Annotated in this window: 19 protein-coding genes; 10 read left to right on the top strand and 9 right to left on the bottom strand. The window is 42.6% G+C overall.

From position 1 onward, the window contains the following. Window positions 1-611: hypothetical protein (locus L4C33_RS12300; RefSeq protein ID WP_428812722.1), on the top strand; the 611-nt coding region annotated here is incomplete at its 5' end. Here the strand turns inward: L4C33_RS12300 and L4C33_RS12295 are convergent. Beyond that, window positions 598-1803: a tyrosine-type recombinase/integrase gene (locus tag L4C33_RS12295; protein WP_428812721.1), complete on the bottom strand. Its 1206-nt coding sequence runs from the start codon at window positions 1801-1803 to the stop codon at window positions 598-600. The genes L4C33_RS12300 and L4C33_RS12295 overlap by 14 nt on opposite strands. A gap of 179 nt (window positions 1804-1982) precedes the next feature. Further along, entirely contained in the window at window positions 1983-2849 is an 867-nt protein-coding gene (locus L4C33_RS12290; RefSeq protein WP_428812720.1) for a YicC/YloC family endoribonuclease, read from the bottom strand. Window positions 2850-3046: 197 nt separating this feature from the next. Between L4C33_RS12290 and rph the strand changes: the two genes are divergently transcribed. Together rph and pyrE are read left to right on the top strand one after the other, a co-directional pair. Beyond that, complete coding sequence (gene rph / locus L4C33_RS12285) at window positions 3047-3763, top strand: ribonuclease PH (RefSeq protein WP_428812719.1); 717 nt, start codon at window positions 3047-3049, stop codon at window positions 3761-3763. A 107-nt stretch (window positions 3764-3870) separates the two neighbouring features. Then, window positions 3871-4512, top strand: coding sequence for an orotate phosphoribosyltransferase (gene pyrE, locus L4C33_RS12280; RefSeq protein ID WP_428812718.1), 642 nt, complete (start codon window positions 3871-3873; stop codon window positions 4510-4512). Between the two features lie 74 nt (window positions 4513-4586). On the opposite strand, the gene lpxM is transcribed toward pyrE, so the two are convergent. The 4 genes from lpxM to coaBC all read right to left on the bottom strand — a co-directional run bounded on the left by lpxM (window position 4587) and on the right by coaBC (window position 8508). Further along, window positions 4587-5555: a lauroyl-Kdo(2)-lipid IV(A) myristoyltransferase gene (gene lpxM / locus L4C33_RS12275; RefSeq protein ID WP_428812717.1), complete on the bottom strand. Its 969-nt coding sequence runs from the start codon at window positions 5553-5555 to the stop codon at window positions 4587-4589. A gap of 36 nt (window positions 5556-5591) precedes the next feature. After that, window positions 5592-6533: an LpxL/LpxP family Kdo(2)-lipid IV(A) lauroyl/palmitoleoyl acyltransferase gene (gene lpxL, locus L4C33_RS12270; protein WP_428812716.1), complete on the bottom strand. Its 942-nt coding sequence runs from the start codon at window positions 6531-6533 to the stop codon at window positions 5592-5594. Between the two features lie 3 nt (window positions 6534-6536). Then, entirely contained in the window at window positions 6537-7127 is a 591-nt protein-coding gene (gene slmA / locus L4C33_RS12265; protein WP_428812715.1) for a nucleoid occlusion factor SlmA, read from the bottom strand. 136 nt (window positions 7128-7263) lie between these two features. Next, window positions 7264-8508 carry a bifunctional phosphopantothenoylcysteine decarboxylase/phosphopantothenate--cysteine ligase CoaBC gene (gene coaBC, locus L4C33_RS12260; RefSeq protein ID WP_428812714.1) on the bottom strand — a complete coding sequence of 415 codons (1245 nt, stop codon included), beginning with the start codon at window positions 8506-8508 and terminating at the stop codon, window positions 7264-7266. A gap of 200 nt (window positions 8509-8708) precedes the next feature. Between coaBC and radC the strand changes: the two genes are divergently transcribed. The 5 genes from radC to mutM all read left to right on the top strand — a co-directional run bounded on the left by radC (window position 8709) and on the right by mutM (window position 11582). Further along, on the top strand, window positions 8709-9383 hold the full coding sequence (gene radC / locus L4C33_RS12255; protein ID WP_428812713.1) for a RadC family protein: 675 nt from the start codon (window positions 8709-8711) through the stop codon (window positions 9381-9383). A 293-nt stretch (window positions 9384-9676) separates the two neighbouring features. Continuing rightward, the gene (gene rpmB / locus L4C33_RS12250; RefSeq protein ID WP_004728407.1) at window positions 9677-9913 is read left to right on the top strand and encodes a 50S ribosomal protein L28; all 237 of its coding nucleotides are present in this window, start codon (window positions 9677-9679) and stop codon (window positions 9911-9913) included. Window positions 9914-9926: 13 nt separating this feature from the next. Then, window positions 9927-10094, top strand: coding sequence for a 50S ribosomal protein L33 (gene rpmG, locus L4C33_RS12245; protein WP_002535344.1), 168 nt, complete (start codon window positions 9927-9929; stop codon window positions 10092-10094). Window positions 10095-10218: 124 nt separating this feature from the next. Further along, on the top strand, window positions 10219-10683 hold the full coding sequence (locus L4C33_RS12240) for a hypothetical protein (RefSeq protein WP_428812712.1): 465 nt from the start codon (window positions 10219-10221) through the stop codon (window positions 10681-10683). Between the two features lie 89 nt (window positions 10684-10772). Next, a complete protein-coding gene (mutM, locus tag L4C33_RS12235) occupies window positions 10773-11582 on the top strand; it encodes a bifunctional DNA-formamidopyrimidine glycosylase/DNA-(apurinic or apyrimidinic site) lyase (RefSeq protein WP_428812711.1) in 810 nt (269 codons plus the stop codon). A gap of 35 nt (window positions 11583-11617) precedes the next feature. On the opposite strand, the gene coaD is transcribed toward mutM, so the two are convergent. After that, complete coding sequence (coaD, locus tag L4C33_RS12230) at window positions 11618-12115, bottom strand: pantetheine-phosphate adenylyltransferase (protein WP_428809612.1); 498 nt, start codon at window positions 12113-12115, stop codon at window positions 11618-11620. 115 nt (window positions 12116-12230) lie between these two features. Here coaD and L4C33_RS12225 point away from each other — a divergent pair, with 115 nt between their 5' ends. Further along, a complete protein-coding gene (locus L4C33_RS12225) occupies window positions 12231-13268 on the top strand; it encodes a glycosyltransferase family 9 protein (RefSeq protein WP_428812710.1) in 1038 nt (345 codons plus the stop codon). Between the two features lie 94 nt (window positions 13269-13362). Here L4C33_RS12225 and L4C33_RS12220 read toward each other — a convergent pair whose 3' ends face one another. Together L4C33_RS12220 and L4C33_RS12215 are read right to left on the bottom strand one after the other, a co-directional pair. After that, the gene (locus L4C33_RS12220) at window positions 13363-14145 is read right to left on the bottom strand and encodes a glycosyltransferase family 2 protein (protein WP_428812709.1); all 783 of its coding nucleotides are present in this window, start codon (window positions 14143-14145) and stop codon (window positions 13363-13365) included. Between the two features lie 92 nt (window positions 14146-14237). Then, window positions 14238-15290 (bottom strand): glycosyltransferase family 9 protein, encoded by a 1053-nt coding sequence (locus tag L4C33_RS12215; RefSeq protein ID WP_428812708.1) that lies wholly within the window; start codon window positions 15288-15290, stop codon window positions 14238-14240. A 126-nt stretch (window positions 15291-15416) separates the two neighbouring features. Between L4C33_RS12215 and L4C33_RS12210 the strand changes: the two genes are divergently transcribed. Beyond that, window positions 15417-16103, top strand: a complete 687-nt coding sequence (locus L4C33_RS12210) for a 3-deoxy-D-manno-octulosonic acid kinase (protein WP_428812707.1) — start codon at window positions 15417-15419, stop codon at window positions 16101-16103. Window positions 16104-16153: the final 50 nt, after the last annotated feature.

Raw genomic sequence — 16153 nt, 5'->3', positions numbered from 1 at the left:
CCTATATAGTAAACATTGTTGAGGCGCTATTTCCGGAGCTTGACGGGCTTTTTGAAGATGGCCCATATGGCCTCATATCGGTGTTGAAGTCTGAGTGCGCAGGAGAGGCCTTACAGGAGTTAGAGCTGAGGGTCGTCGCGTTTGTTAAAAGAACTGGGTACACCAGAGCTGATGATATCCAGACCTGGAGTGATGCTAAGTTTTTAATAAATCAACAGCCGGATGATTATCTCAATATTATAGATAGGTTTCTTCCTAATATTGAGGATTACAACGGTTGGAATCACACAAATGAAGAAGTGTTGTTTTTGTTATTGATTTCAGCTTACATTGACGCAAGATTCATGAAAATCTTGCCTTATGACGTTTCAAATTGGGTAGGGGTAGACGCTGGCCGATTAGCTGAAGTAGCCATTTTTAGTGTAAAGCATTGTGCTGGTTCAGGTATTTTATATTTCGAACATGAATATCATCTAGACCGAAAGATTTGGTTTGATGTTTGCTTGTTTGAAAATAAGGTCAACGTGCTTGATATAGCCAGAAGAAATACAATAAATCTCTTCAGTGAAATTGGAATTCCTCCTAGCTTACGTGTATTTATGTTTGAGTAAATTCCAGTATCAAGGGTTTGAGTTTCAAACTAAGCATTTCATAAGCATCTCTTCGTTGCTCTAAATAATCATGTATATCATAAGTTCCTTCAATTCTGGGTAGCTTATGATTCAGGCACCTTTCAGCGACATGCGGTGGAACCTGACAGCTCGCCAATAATGTTCTGAATGTACGTCGAAGGTCATGTACTGTGAAGTGATTTATCTCAACGTCGTCTTGTGATAGTAGTTTGTTGAGAGCTGCGTTTAATGTATCTGGTGAGATATGACCAAACCTTTTCGATGAGCGTCGTTTTGGAAATACATACTCACTATCGGCTGCTCTAATTTTCAGCTCTGAAAAAATGCCCCAAATAGCTGGAGGGATAGGGATTGATATTGGAATTGAATTTTTTGTTCTATTTTCAGGGATGTGCCATAGTTTTTCATCAAAGTCGAATTCATCCCACTTCGCCGCTATTAGCTCTCCCTTTCTAACTCCAAGAAGTAAGAGCAAGCAACATGCTAAGTAATTTTCACGAACAAAAATATCATTGTGTGACTTTATCGCTTGGAATAGCGATGTAATTTCGTTAATTGATAATACCCGCTTCCGAGATTTTTCTTCACCGCCAGCGTCGTTTATATCAAACGCAGATGCAGGGTTATATTGTACTAAACCCATCTTAATAGCATGATTGAAGAGCTGATTTAGATAGCTTAAAGCGTCATTTGAAATGGAAGGGCGCCCATCGTCGTTAATAGACCTAATGATTTGAGCAATATCGCGAGGTTCCACCTTACATACTGCCATATTACCGATGTATGGCGCTATGTCTTTACGGTAAACCCTTTCTGGAATCTGTGGATTCTTGATTCTCTTTTTTTTGATTGATAACCAATCTTCCGCAAGTTGATCTACGCTATCAAACTCTAGTCTATCTGGGCGTCTTTTTTCTACTTGTGGGTCGTTCCCTTGCTCAACTTCAAACTTCAAATCAATGACTTTTTTTTGTGCTTCGGTCATTTTTATCCCAAAAGGAGGGACGCCATACTTTGCAATCGTATGTTCTTTTCTTTTCCCTTGAAAGGTGTAACGAAAAGTCCAAAAAGCTGACATTGGGCTTACCACTCGAAAGTAGAGCCCTGTAGATATACGGTGTCGAGCAGGTTTGCCTTTCTTCATTAAGGCTATGAGCTGATTATCTTGCATGGCGGAGTCTCAAAGTGGTGACAATGAGTTTACACTATCATGTGAACTCAATATTTGTCACCGATTTGTCACCATTAATTTGATGTTAACAGATGCTCCATGAGTGCGTCTGATTGTTTTGTTGTTGCTAACTATTTGTTTTTAATGTTACCTGGTTCTTTGTGGGTGAGTTTGATTGTCTACTCAATATTCTGGATCTGCTCGCGCATCTGCTCGATAAGAACTTTTAGCTCTACGCCAGAAGCTGTAATGTCTGTGCTGATAGATTTAGATGCTAGCGTGTTTGACTCTCGGTTGAACTCTTGCATCATGAAGTCAAGCTTACGGCCACAAGCTCCGCCTTTCTTAAGAACAATATTCGCTTCTTTTACATGTGAATCTAGACGGTCAAGCTCTTCAGCTACGTCAGACTTTTGTGCAAGTAAGATAAGTTCTTGTTCAACGCGAGAACCTTCAAGTTCAACTTTTGCATCTTCAAACTTATTAAGCAGACGTTCACGTTGCCATTCTAAGATTTCAGGCATACGTGCGCGCACTTTTACAACTTCTTCAGTAATCGCATCTAAGCGTTGCACGATTAATGCCTTCATGTTGTCGCCTTCACGAGCACGAGCATCAATGAACTCACCAATTGCATCATTGAATGCTTCAAGAAGATCTTTGTTGACGGCATCCATGTCTTGCTCTGGTGTTTCCATCACACCAGGCCAGTTCATGATTTGGAACGGATTCAAACGGCTGTCTTCACCCGTCATCGTCATGACTTGGTTTGCAGCATTGATCACTTGTTGAGCTAGACCTTCGTTAATGCTTAGCTCGCCTTTTGCCGCAGGGTTTGCTTCAAAACGCAGATTACACTCTACTTTGCCACGAGCTAAACGCTTACGGAAACGCTCACGTAGGATTGGTTCTAGGCCACGGAACTGCTCTGGCATACGGAAGTAAGTTTCTAGGTAGCGTTGGTTTACACTACGAATCTCCCATACTGCAGAGCCCCAATCGCCTTTAACTTCTTTACGCGCGTACGCAGTCATACTATAAATCATCGAATTTTCCTGTCTTTTATCATTCTGAAAATAACGCGCGGCAATAGTAGCATAGAATCTCTAATAGGGGATGGGAGTGCCAACCATGCCATAGCTTTACATCGGTAATTCCTATATAATCCTGCCCCAATAAAATCCGTCTCACCCCTTCCAATTGGTTACTGATTTCCTTTGGATAGACAATTAAGGTAGATGCTATGCGTCCCAATGACCGCGCTGTAGATCAAGTTCGTCCAATTAAAATTACTCGTAATTACACAGCTTATGCTGAAGGTTCAGTACTCGTTGAATTTGGTAATACCAAAGTGCTGTGTAATGCGTCTGTGGAAGAAAATGTACCACGTTGGTTAAAAGGCCAAGGTAAAGGTTGGGTGACGGCTGAATACGGTATGCTGCCACGTGCGACTCACACTCGTAACCGTCGTGAAGCGGCTAGTGGTAAGCAAGGCGGTCGTACGATGGAAATTCAACGTCTGATCGCGCGTAGCTTACGTGCAGTTGTTGATCTTAAAGTACTAGGCGAAATCATGATTACAGTTGACTGTGATGTGATTCAAGCTGACGGCGGTACTCGTACTGCTGCGATTTCAGGTGCTAGCGTAGCAATGGCAGACGCAATTCAGCACTTACTGAACAATGGTAAGTTGAAGAAAAACCCGATGAAAGGTCATGTAGCTGCAGTGTCAGTTGGCATCATTGGCGAAAATGCATTGTGTGACCTTGAGTACACTGAAGATTCAAATGCAGATACCGATATGAACGTTGTAATGACGGAAGGCGGTAAGATGATTGAGATTCAAGGCACAGCAGAAGGCGAACCGTTCAGCCACGAAGAGCTGATGCAGTTACTAGCCCTCGCGAATAAGGGCATTGCCGATATTATTGAAGCGCAGAAGTTGGCGCTGGCAGAATAGTTTATTAGATAGCTCCCATATTTGGGGGCTATTTTTTTGTCTGTAAAACCTGAAAAGGTAATACAGAGCGTAAGTTAAGTTTTATTGAGTAAACATAGAGGATTAGCATGAAAGCATATCAACGTGAATTTATTGAATTTGCACTAGAGAAAGAAGTACTTAAGTTTGGTGAGTTTACTTTAAAGTCTGGCCGTAAGAGCCCTTACTTCTTCAATGCTGGATTGTTTAACACAGGTCGTGACCTAGCGCGTTTAGGCCGCTTCTACGCAGCAGCATTGGCTGATTCGGGAATTGAGTTTGACGTATTATTTGGCCCTGCATACAAGGGTATTCCAATTGCTACGACTACAGCTGTTGCATTGGCGGATCACCATGATGTAGATACGCCTTACTGTTTCAACCGTAAAGAAGCAAAGAACCATGGTGAAGGCGGCAACCTTGTAGGCAGCGCGCTTGAAGGTCGCATTATGCTAGTAGACGATGTGATCACAGCAGGCACTGCGATTCGTGAATCAATGGAAATCATCCAAGCGAATGGTGCTGACTTAGCGGGCGTTCTTGTGGCTATTGACCGCCAAGAGAAAGGAAAGGGTGAATTGTCAGCTATTCAAGAAGTTGAACGTGACTTTGGTTGCGCGATTATTTCTATCGTTAGCCTAACAGACCTTGTGACTTTCCTTGAAGAAAAGGGCACAGACGCTGCTAACTTAGAAGCAGTAAAAGCGTACCGCGCTGAGTATGGTATCTAACATTTTCTGATACAGACAAAAAAGCCCTCGTATATACGAGGGCTTTTTATTATTTAAGGTTTGCCCCGTCCTGCCTACGCGCTGTGGGAGTTGTCGTAGATACCTACGCCATCACGACGGGTTTTGAGTAGAGATAGATTCCACATGTACTGTTCTGGTCGAGGGCGCAAGAGATCTTCAATCGCTTGATTCATCGCACGAGCATCAGTTTCTTCATCGCCAGAAGGGAAGTTCTCAATCGCCGGTAAGATATGTACTTCGTATTTACTGGTTTTATCGTTGTATGACGGTAGTACTGGAATGACTTTCGCTTTCGATAAACGCGCCATTTTACCAAACCCTTTTAGTGTCGCTTTCTCTGTTGCGAAGAAAGGAACAAAAACTGAATTCTCAAGGCCATGATCTTCATCTGGCAGCCAGTAGCCTAAGTAACCGTCTTTAATTGATCGCACAAATGGTTTAACGCCAGCGCTACGCGCAAAAATTCGACCGCCATATTGCATGCGCTGAACATGCATTAACCAATCACCAATAGGGTTCTTCTGCGGCTTCATAATGGTCGTTACTTTATAACCTTTAGCTGCGAGCATTACAGCCGGGTAATCAACGGCCCAAGCGTGGGGAGCGAGAATAATTACGTTTTCCCCTGCATCAAGTAACGGTAATAGGTTTTCTTCCCCAATCATCACACCGCGGCTTTGATTATGCTTAGTAGAACGCACTAAAAACTCAGAGTAGCCCAACATGTATTGAGCGGCTTTCACGAAAGTTTCTTCTAGGATGAACTGGCGTTCTTCATCACTTTTTTCTGGGAAGCAATATTGTAGGTTGACGCGTGAACGTCTGACAACGCGCCCATTTTTCTTCACTGCAAAAGTCGATAGCTTACGTGCTAAACCATCGCGCATTTTAGGTGGCATAAAAGCAAAGATAGCGCCAAAGAATATCGCTAACCATGTTCCCCAATGCTTAGGGTGTAGAAACGACCACTGAAAAGTTGGGTTATGTAAATGATGGTCGATGCTATTTTTATTATTCGTCATTAAGTACGTCTTATGTTGATTAACGTTTGGTATTGGTTACAAGTAGCGAGAGTTACTCATAGAATGATCGGGCATCGATTTAAAACGTTTATGTAGCCACATCCATTGATCTAATCCACGTAAGATAACCTTTTCCAAGTGCTTGTTAAGGAAAGCAGCGGCTGCTTTTGGATCATCTTGTGGGTATTCGTCATGAATTGGTGGATCTATGATGATGTCGTATTTACCGTTGCTATTACGCCATCCTGAACCTGTAACAATCGCGCATTTGCTCGTGTAAGCCAGAATACTTGAACCTGTGACCGTACATGCTTCTTCCACGTCAAAAAAAGGTACGAAGACAGACTTATTGTGGCCGTAATCATGATCTCCTAAGTAAAAAACGCGGTCACCATGTTTTAGCGCTCGGATCATTCCTTTTAAGTCTCGACGGTCGAGAATGGTATTACCACCATGAGTGCGTCCCCATGCTTGTATAAAGTCATAGGCAGGGTTGCTATGTGGGCGATATACACCGTGGCCACCTAAGCCAAGCGCACCAAAAGCGCGTGCAGTAATCTCTAGGTTTAGTGCATGAGTAAAACACACTAAAGCGCCTTTACCCTGCTGTTCAAACTCTCGGAATACTTCGGTATTTTCTTGAGTCAGTAAGCGCTTAAATCGCCATGTTGGCCAGAACCAAGCAATACCTGTTTCAATTAAAGCTAGACCGGTGTTTTTGAAGTTTTCTCTAACGATAGAGTCGATTTCTTTTGAGTCTTTGTTTGTAAATGCTAACTCTAGGTTACGTCTTGCGATATGGATACGTTTACTACCCACTTTCATACCGATTAGACCCAACGTTTGGCCAGAAAGCAGTAAAAGACGATAAGGTAATAAGTTAACAAATAACGCGAGCAGCCCAAACCCTAGCCAAACAGGCCAGTATTTAGGGTGGAGAAGTGCAGTGGAAAACTCGGGTCTACAATCTTTTTTCATTTACTATTTAATCTGAGCGCTTAGTAGAGCCCAGTACTCCTCGAAATTTTCGGTTGGCGGATATTTAAAGTCTGAACGAACAAAGCGGTTTAAGCTTCCTTCTACTTGCCCAAGCAATTGTGCAGCTAGAATCTTTTCATCGACAGGAAAAGACTTTCCTTCACGTAACTTTCTTTCTCTTAAGATTTGACGAAGCTGCATTTCAATTCGTTCAAATAGCTGATTGATACGATCGCGTAGGCGCTCATTTTCAAACATTAGCGCATGCCCTGAAAGGATGCGAGTTAAGCCAGGGTTGCGCTCAGAGAATACTAGAATTAATTGTAAAACTAGGCGAATACGTTCTAGCGTATCCTTTTCATCATCGAGAATTCGATTGATACGCGACATTAGAGCTTCTTCGATGAACTCAATTAAGCCTTCAAACATACGCGCTTTACTTGGAAAGTGACGGTAAAGAGCCGCTTCAGAAACACCAACCTGTTTTGCTAACTTTGCAGTTGTAATTCGAGAGGCTCCTTCAGCTGACTCGAGCATTTGAGCCAAAGCTTGAAGAATTTCTTCGCGACGGTTTGATTTTCTTGTACCAGCCATCTATTTACTTCCTTTCCTAGAGATGATGAATGAACGCGGGTTGATTATAAACATCAATTGATTCCGTTCCTAGCAAGTAGAAACGGAATAGTGGCAAGATGATAATAAATAAGAGGTTGATTACCTCAAATAGTGACTACTTCTCGCTAAGTAATAGAGTGATCTGTTCTAGGATCTGTACACCTAATACACTCTTGCTATCGAGAGAAAGCGACTTTTGACCATCCTTCCAATAGAGCTGAAGTGCGTTGTTAGTACTATTGAAACCTTGTCCTGCGATAGACACATCATTTGCGCAAATCATATCGAGATTTTTCTTAGATAATTTCCCGCGCGCGTATTTTTCAACATCTTGAGTTTCTGCCGCAAAACCGACGGTAAACGGGCGATTTTCCTTCATGCTCGCGACTGAAGCCACAATGTCTGGGTTTTTCACCATATTTATCGACATATCATCGCTTGCATCGGTTTTCTTAATCTTCTGAGTCGCGACTGATTCTGGACGATAATCGGCAACAGCGGCGCAGCTGACAAAAATATCGTGCGTCGCTGCGTGTTCCGATACGCTGTCGAGCATGTCCTGCGCACTTTCCACATCGACACGTTTAACATTTAAAGGTGTAGCTAATGATACAGGGCCGCTTACTAAGGTTACTGACGCGCCTTGTTTCGCAGCCGCTTCCGCAATAGCAAAGCCCATTTTTCCTGAACTGTGATTGGTAATGTAGCGCACAGGGTCAATTGCCTCGCGAGTGGGACCTGCAGTAATAAGCAGAGATTTACCAGCGAGAGGTTTAGGCTGGAAGAAGTCTTCACACAAATGGACTAGCTGCATTGGCTCTAACATACGGCCCATACCAACATCACCACAAGCTTGTTCGCCGGCCGCTGGCCCCCAAACTTCAAAACCACGTCGCTTTAATGTCGCAATATTCTCTTGGGTAGTGATGTTCTTATACATTTGTTGGTTCATTGCTGGAGAGATCGCAATAGGCGAATCAGTTGCAAGTACTAACGTTGTTAGGAGGTCGTTCCCCATACCAGCACCGATTCGAGCGATGAGATCCGCTGTCGCAGGAGCAAGGAGCACTAGGTCTGCCCATTTAGCGAGCTCAATGTGACCCATTGACGCTTCTGCTGCAGGATCAAGCAGGCTGTCGGATACTGGTCTTCCAGATACAGCTTGCATGGTTAAAGGGGTAATGAATTCTTTTGCTGCTGTCGTCATTACAATTTGGACTTGTGCACCACGTTCAATGAGTCGGCGTGTTAGTTCTGCACATTTATAGGCAGCGATGCCGCCACTAATACCTAGTAGGATCTTTTTCCCTGCTAAACTTCGTTTATCGGCGGTATCTTGTTCATTACCCAGTATTTGCATGATTTATCCCTCAAAAATTCTGCGACTTACGATATCAGATAGGACGAAGAGTGCCTAGAACCTCAATTAGGTGTAGTTGATACTCGTCAAACAACTTAGTTACATCACAGCGATAAGTGGCTTGGAAAAGTTGTTTGGCTATCAGATTCATTGTTCATTAGACCTTAATCTATCAAGATCCATTTCCGATGAGAGTTTGAATGTCTATAAAACAGTTGCCGAATGAGTCAATGCCACGAGAAAAACTTCTCTTTCGTGGGCCTCAATCTTTAACAGATGCCGAGCTACTGGCGATATTTCTTCGAACGGGGACACGAGGAATGAATGTTTTGGAGTTGGCTGACTTCTTGATTAAGGACTTTGGCTCACTCAGGAAGCTCTTTTCAGCCTCAGAGCAAGATTTTTGCCAGCATAAAGGCATGGGACAGGCAAAATATGTACAACTACAAGCGGTAGTCGAGATGACTCAGCGTTATTTGGCTGAGACTTTATCTCGTGGTGATGCGTTAACAAGCCCTGAACAAACTAAATTATACCTTTCTAGTGTATTGCGTGATCGTCAGCGTGAAGCTTTCTATATTCTATTTTTGGATAACCAGCACCGCGTAATAAAAGATGAAGTTTTATTTGAAGGTACGATAGACGCCGCTTCGGTATACCCAAGAGAAGTGGTTAAGCGGGCACTGCAGCATAATGCTGCTGCACTTATTCTGGCTCATAACCACCCGTCAGGCGTTGCTGAGCCTAGCCAATCAGACCGTAGAATCACTCGTCGATTGACGGATGCTTTGGGGCTGGTTGACATTAGAGTGTTGGACCATTTTGTCGTCGGAGACGGTGAAGTTGTGTCATTTGCAGAACGTGGATGGATTTGAATCACATTTCGGCTTGTTAGTTGATAAAAATCTGCTATCATTCCGCCCACATTTTAGAACCTTAAATCAGCTCTGATTACTCAAAAAGCTGCTCTGTTCAAAAAAAGATCACGAAAACCTGTAAAAAGGATCTGTTCGGGTCTTGAGCAATGCATGTCAAGTTAGTATAATACGCGACCTTTGATAGCCTTGAATGGATTTTCCATTATGGTTTTTACCTCTATTTTCAGAATTGATAGAGAGGTTCGGCCACCAAGGTTGATATCGAGCTGAAACGATTTGGAGAGACATTCATGTCCCGAGTATGTCAAGTAACTGGTAAGCGTCCAGTAACGGGTAACAACCGTTCACACGCACGCAATGCTACCAAGCGTCGTTTTCTGCCGAACCTACAAACTCACCGTTTCTGGGTAGAGAGCGAAAAACGTTTTGTTAAACTACGTCTAACTGCTAAAGGCATGCGTATTATTGATAAGAAAGGCATCGATGCTGTTCTTGTTGATATCCGTGCACGTGGCGAAAACGTTTAAGAGGAATTAAGCAATGGCTAAAGGCATTCGTGAGAAAATCCGTCTAGTATCTTCTGCTGGAACTGGTCACTTCTACACAACTGACAAGAACAAGCGTAACATGCCAGGCAAATTTGAGATCAAAAAGTTTGATCCAGTAGTTCGCCAGCACGTTATGTACAAAGAAGCTAAAATCAAGTAATTGATTGCTCTTTTGTAAACAGTGTTAAAAACCTAGCTTTCGAGCTAGGTTTTTTTATACCTGTTATTTAATATTAAGGTATATAGCCAATCTAGTTAGCCAAAAGCGTAAGAAGGAACTTGTCATGAGGTATCGTGGTCGCAAGTGGAACAACATTTTAATGCTATGTGTAATTGCCTTTATTGCAGTATTGAACCTACCGACATTGATCAAGCACTTCCTCATTGAAGAACCAAACCAAATTAACCCATATTTGCTAAACCCTAACTATGAACTGCAATCTATCCATACCTCTAGGTGGTCGTTAGAAAGAACTTCAGAAGGTTGGGAGATAAGCCCTGAGGTGTCGGTTGAACCAGCTGAGTTAGTTCAGCGTTGGCGTATGCTCGTAGGTACCGAAATTGATGAGCAAACTTACCAAGATCTCCAGGCAAACTTGAGCAGTCCACAAAGTGCTGAAGTTTGGTACGTTGAGCAAGAAGAACCTCAAAGACTGACCTATTATCAAACGCCCCAGTTTTGGTTGCTGAAAAACTGGCAAGATAAATGGATCGCGGTTTCGGTTGAAGACGAATACTTGATCCCTTAATCGAGAAAGCTTGAAAGTCAGAGAGCAAGGTTATATTCGTTCTCCTCCCTTTTTAATACTTTATTCAATATGTTGTTTAGGAAGATCTCATGCCAGAGTTACCAGAAGTTGAAGTAAGCCGAATGGGAATAAGCCCTCATTTAGTTGGGCAAACCATAAAGACTCTGACGTTCCGTACCCCGAAACTTCGTTGGGATATACCTCAACAATTAAAAGATTTAGAGGGTGAGATAATTCGTTCTATTTCACGCCGAGCCAAGTACCTTCTTATCGAGACAAATAAAGGCTCTGCCATTGTTCATTTAGGGATGTCGGGTTCTTTACGGGTATTAGATGCAGATTTTCCTGCCGAGAAACACGATCACGTTGATCTTAAGTTAACCAACGGAAAAGTATTGCGTTATAACGATCCGCGACGTTTTGGTGCTTGGTTATTTTGTCCGGTTGGTCAGTCTCACTCGGTACTCGAAGGTTCTGGCCCTGAGCCATTAACCGAAGAGTTCAATGCTGAGTATATTGCAGATAAAGCCAAAGTCAGAAAAATAGCAGTGAAGCAATTTATAATGGATAACAAGGTCGTGGTTGGGGTAGGGAACATCTATGCGAATGAAGCTTTGTTTACGTCACGCATTCATCCGTTACGACCAACGAATAAATTGGCGCTCAATGAGTGGATTGAGCTAACAGCGAATATCAAAGAGGTGCTGGCTACCGCAATTAAGCAAGGCGGTACGACACTTAAAGATTTTTCTCAAGCGGACGGTAAGCCAGGGTATTTTGCACAAGAGCTCCAAGTCTATGGCAAAGCAGGTGAAGCTTGCCCTAATTGTGGTGAGAAAATTGAAGAGCAAAAAATAGGACAACGAAATACATTCTTTTGCTCCCGGTGCCAAGTGTAATTAAGTTTATAGCAACGAGTGATAGTAATTCGTTGCTACTTTGCTGAGCCTTTTTTATGTAGGGCATCAGCAACAACTTGAGGTACAAACTGGTCAACATCACCACCATGTATCGCTACTTCACGTACGATCGTTGAAGATATAAAAGCGTGCTCTTCTGCTGGTGTTAAAAATACACTCTCTAAATCTGGCATTAAACGTCGATACATGTTGGTCAAACCAAACTCATATTCGAAATCGACCGTAGTTCGTAATCCGCGGATCAGGACGTTAGCTTTTTCATCCCGTGCAAAATCAACCATCAAACCAGAGAAACCTTTTGAAGAGACACTCTTTAGGTGCTTAGTTACTTCTGTCGCAAATGCAACTCGCTCTTCTAGGGTGAACATCGTCTTTTTACTGGGACTTGCTGCAACAGCTATGATCACTTCATCAAACATCTCAGCTGCTCGTTCAATAAGGTCAAGATGCCCGTTAGTGATAGGATCAAAAGTACCAGGGTAGATGACGCGAGAGAGGCGTTTCTTAGTCACAATATTTACTCACTATGTTATATCTCATTCAATCTTAACAAAAAGGCTCAAAATTACCTATTGAAGTAGGTAGTATAGAGTTTGGGAATTGTGAGCAATAGAAGATAAGTTGGATATGAAAAAGCTGCTAGTAATTAGAAATGACAAAATTGGTGACTTTATGTTGGCATGGCCAAGCTTCGCCATGCTGAAATCATCAATGCCTTATTGTCATATCACCGCTTTGGTGCCGAGCTATACGGTTGCACTTGCGAAGCTTTGCCCTTGGATTGATGAAGTAATGATTGATCCGACTGAGGAAGCCAGTAAATCAGAGCAGAAGCAGTTAGTCTCAGATATTAAGGCACAGCAGTTTGATGCCTCTATCAGCTTATTTTCTACGACTTATAATGCACTACTGGTGTGGAAAGCTCGCATTCCATACCGACTAGCTCCTGCAACTAAATTAGCTCAGATCTTTTATAATCATCGAATTAAACAGAAGCGTTCTCAATCGGCTAAACCAGAGTTTGAATACAATTTAGATCTAATCCGCGCATTTTTGAACGATGCAGGTGAAAGTATTATTGAACCTGAAGCGCCATTCTTAAGCTTTGATTTTGAAGAATTACAGCAGCAGAGACAGAAATTGGCAGCTCAACTCGAGCTGAGCCAAAGTAAGCCTTGGGTGTTTATTCATGCTGGCAGTGGTGGTTCTGCAAATAATTTATCATTGCAGCAATACACAGAATTATCTGCAAGCCTAGAATGTGATGTTGAGTTTGTATTGACCGCAGGCCCAGGAGAGCAAGAGAAAGCCAAAGAATTGCAATTATTGCTGGCGCAGCAAGCTATTCATTCGGTGGTTTACGATAAAAATGATGGGCTAGTGGACTTTTCACGTTCGATTGCTTGTGCTGATTTGTTTATCGCTGGTTCGACTGGTCCGCTTCATATTGCCGCTGCGATCGATGTTCCTACAGTTGGGTTCTTCCCAAGCAAGCGCTCTGCAACCCCTTTACGCTGGAAACCGATAAATTCAGCAGCGCACCATTTAGCGTTTTGTCCTCCGCAAGCAGAAGATAAAGAAAGCCAAGATGACATGAGTCGTATTGAAATTGAAGCTTTGAAAGAGGAACTCAATCTATGGGTTTCGAAGGTGTTAACTGATTAACTGTAGTTGTTGGTCACTAGGCTCGTGAGCGTTTTGATTTAAATTAGATTGCCGGACCTGAACGTCCGGCAACTATTTAATATTGTTAGTTATATTAATTTTTTTGCACTTTCTCGGTGTTCGTGCGAATCCACAGGTCTGCGTATTTTACAAAAGTAGAATGCGCCGATAGTAGAGACAATAAGAACCCTTGCTTGCCATCGAGGAAGCCTGCTTTAACCACATACATTTTCAAAAAGCAGCCGAGAGCATGCAAGATGCCTTGGCTGATACTACTTTTCTTACCACGCTTTTCACGTTGTTCAGCCCAAGCTTTAGCGTAGCCCGCCGATTTAACTAGATAATGGTTCATGTCGTTATAAGTATAGTGAATAGCATCGCCCGCTAGTTTTTCTACTTTCATGTCAGCCGAGGTTTCAACTTTCTCATGAACGAGTGAGTCGTTGTATTGAGTTAACTTCGCAGGGTATAGGCGAAGTACTCGATCAGGATACCAACCACAATGGCGGATGTAGCGACCAAAAACCCAGCTTAAACGAGCAAAGCTATACAGCACATTTGGCTTGTTAGCAGCTACTGCTGCCAATACACTTTCTTTTAGCTCTGGGGTGACACGTTCATCGGCATCTAGCCATAGTACGTAGTCTGACTCAACATGAGATTGAGCAAGGCGACGTTGAGGCCCAAAGCCAGGCCAGTTTTCATTTACAAAAAACTTATCAGTATAAGTTCGTGCAATTTCTTCAGTGTGGTCTGTACTGCCTGAATCCATCACGACGATTTCATCAACCCAGTCATGAACGGTCTCTAAACACGCTTTTAAGTGCTGAGCTTCATTTTTGACAATTAAAGCCACGGCTAATGTTGGTTTAGTCACTCTTATACCTCGAATGTGAGTAATACTGAATAAGCTGCTTTTCGTTGAAATAGTGTAGCGTGAAACTGAGTTAGCGAGAACTTAACTTTCAGTTACTTCGTGATCTCAAGGGTCACTCTATCAAACATAGCAATTACGTCTTGTGCTTTGATTCGTTGCATTGCTTGTTTGTCTTTGACTCGAGAGCGCCAACTTAATTCAGACTTATCTTTGCCTGTTTCTGCTTTGATAGCTTCATCGTATGCAGATACTACGTAGTTACGATATAAATATGGTCCCGTTCTTTCAGGGTTATGGTGAGCGTACAAACCAATAACGGGAGTACCCATCGCATTTGCCATGTGGGTTGGGCCGGTAYCAGGCGCGATAACTAAATCAGCTAAATCGAGTAAAGCGAGCATTTGCTTTAAGCTACTTTTACCAACTAAGTTGGTCACCGGGTTGGTAATGAGGTTTTCTATATCAGAGGCTAAATCCAACTCAATTTGTGCAGGGCTACCAGCGAGTAGGATATTCCAGCCTTGTTTTTGGGCGTGGTTTATCACAGCCGCGTACCCTTCAGCCGTCCAGTTTTTATAGCCTTTACTGGCTGCTGGCACTATCACCAGGTTCTTTCTCTGTGGCGTTATTTGCTGTTCTGCCCACGTTTTATCGTGAAAATTGTAGTCAAGTTGCCATGATGCTTTGGTGTCTTTAACGCCTAAGCATTCAGCGAATGCAAGTAAGCCATCCAGAACGTGCGTTTCTTTGGGAGAGGTGACTTTCACATTAGTGAAGATAGTCTGAAAGTCCTGACTACGCTCAGTATCGAAACCGAGTTTATATTTTGCTTTGATCCCTAACGTCGCAATACTTGCACGAAACGCATATTGCATGTGTAAAAGGGCGTCGAACCTCTGACCTTTTAATTCTTTCCAAAGTTGTGTGTAGCCTTTCCAGCCTTGCTTCTTATCGAAGATAATGACATCAATACCTTCTAGATCTTTGATTAACTGAGCTTCCAATTGTCCCGTGATCCAAGTTATTTGGGTTGCAGGCCACTGTTTTTGAATCGCTTGTACTGCTGCAATGGTATTACACACATCACCAATTGCAGATAGACGCAAAATACAAAGAGATTTAGGAGCTGAAGAAAAAAGAGCCATAAGAAATTCGATTAGAGGAAGTTATCAAGGATTATGCAGATAGTACCATTAGATGTAAAATGTTGCTGCGATTGTACTAGCAGGGCTTTCGCTACTATTAAAGCTGAAGATTAGATCGAGATATAAATGAAAGAACTGACGCTAGATAAACAAACCATTTGGTACGACGAAGTATTATTATCAGAAGACCCTAGCCGGTGCTTTGACCCTGAATTTTGGCAACAAGCGGGCAAAGTCGTGGGCAGCGCGCAAGGTCGAGGAACGACTTGGTTCGTACAAGCTGATAAGTTAGATGCAGCTCTGCGCCATTATCGCCGTGGCGGTTTATTTGGAAAGTTAGTTAAAGATCACTACATTTTTACTGGCTGGAAAAATACGCGCAGCTACCAAGAGTTTCAGTTATTGAACCTGCTTATAGAGGCGGGAGTCAATGTCCCAAAGCCGATTGCAGCACGTTCAGTTAAGCGGACTTTCTGTTATCAAGCCGATTTGTTGAGTGAAAAGATCCCAAATGCACGAGACTTGGTCTCAATTCTTCAAGAGCGCTCGTTGCCTGCAGAGATGTATAAAAAAATCGGTGAGCAAATTAGTAGGATGCATCAAGTTCAAGTTAATCACACCGACCTAAATATTCACAACATCTTGATTGATGGTAACGATACCGTTTGGATCATCGACTTCGATAAGTGCTACCAGCAATCTGGCGACGATTGGAAGAAAAGTAACTTAGACAGACTTAAGCGCTCGTTTCTTAAAGAGGTCAACAAGCGCAAAATTAAGTGGAATGAAAGTGAATGGAAATTCCTTTTTTAAATTCTATAAAACTGAAAACTAACCTGATTAGAGTAGAGTAATGAGTCATA

The sequence above is a fragment of the Vibrio makurazakiensis genome (assembly GCF_050337375.1).
GTDB classification, from domain to species: Bacteria; Pseudomonadota; Gammaproteobacteria; order Enterobacterales; family Vibrionaceae; genus Vibrio; species Vibrio makurazakiensis.
This window is presented reverse-complemented; position numbering and strand designations above follow the sequence as displayed.

Coding starts and splice junctions, on each gene's coding strand:
- rpmB (WP_004728407.1), top strand. CDS start 9,677: ATGTCCCGAGTATGTCAAGTAACTGGTAAGCGTCCAGTAACGGGTAAC.
- pyrE (WP_428812718.1), top strand. CDS start 3,871: ATGAAAGCATATCAACGTGAATTTATTGAATTTGCACTAGAGAAAGAA.
- radC (WP_428812713.1), top strand. CDS start 8,709: ATGTCTATAAAACAGTTGCCGAATGAGTCAATGCCACGAGAAAAACTT.
- coaBC (WP_428812714.1), bottom strand. CDS start 8,508: ATGCAAATACTGGGTAATGAACAAGATACCGCCGATAAACGAAGTTTA.
- L4C33_RS12290 (WP_428812720.1), bottom strand. CDS start 2,849: ATGATTTATAGTATGACTGCGTACGCGCGTAAAGAAGTTAAAGGCGAT.
- lpxL (WP_428812716.1), bottom strand. CDS start 6,533: ATGAAAAAAGATTGTAGACCCGAGTTTTCCACTGCACTTCTCCACCCT.
- L4C33_RS12210 (WP_428812707.1), top strand. CDS start 15,417: ATGAAAGAACTGACGCTAGATAAACAAACCATTTGGTACGACGAAGTA.
- lpxM (WP_428812717.1), bottom strand. CDS start 5,555: ATGACGAATAATAAAAATAGCATCGACCATCATTTACATAACCCAACT.
- L4C33_RS12225 (WP_428812710.1), top strand. CDS start 12,231: ATGAAAAAGCTGCTAGTAATTAGAAATGACAAAATTGGTGACTTTATG.
- slmA (WP_428812715.1), bottom strand. CDS start 7,127: ATGGCTGGTACAAGAAAATCAAACCGTCGCGAAGAAATTCTTCAAGCT.
- L4C33_RS12295 (WP_428812721.1), bottom strand. CDS start 1,803: ATGCAAGATAATCAGCTCATAGCCTTAATGAAGAAAGGCAAACCTGCT.
- rpmG (WP_002535344.1), top strand. CDS start 9,927: ATGGCTAAAGGCATTCGTGAGAAAATCCGTCTAGTATCTTCTGCTGGA.
- rph (WP_428812719.1), top strand. CDS start 3,047: ATGCGTCCCAATGACCGCGCTGTAGATCAAGTTCGTCCAATTAAAATT.
- mutM (WP_428812711.1), top strand. CDS start 10,773: ATGCCAGAGTTACCAGAAGTTGAAGTAAGCCGAATGGGAATAAGCCCT.
- L4C33_RS12240 (WP_428812712.1), top strand. CDS start 10,219: ATGAGGTATCGTGGTCGCAAGTGGAACAACATTTTAATGCTATGTGTA.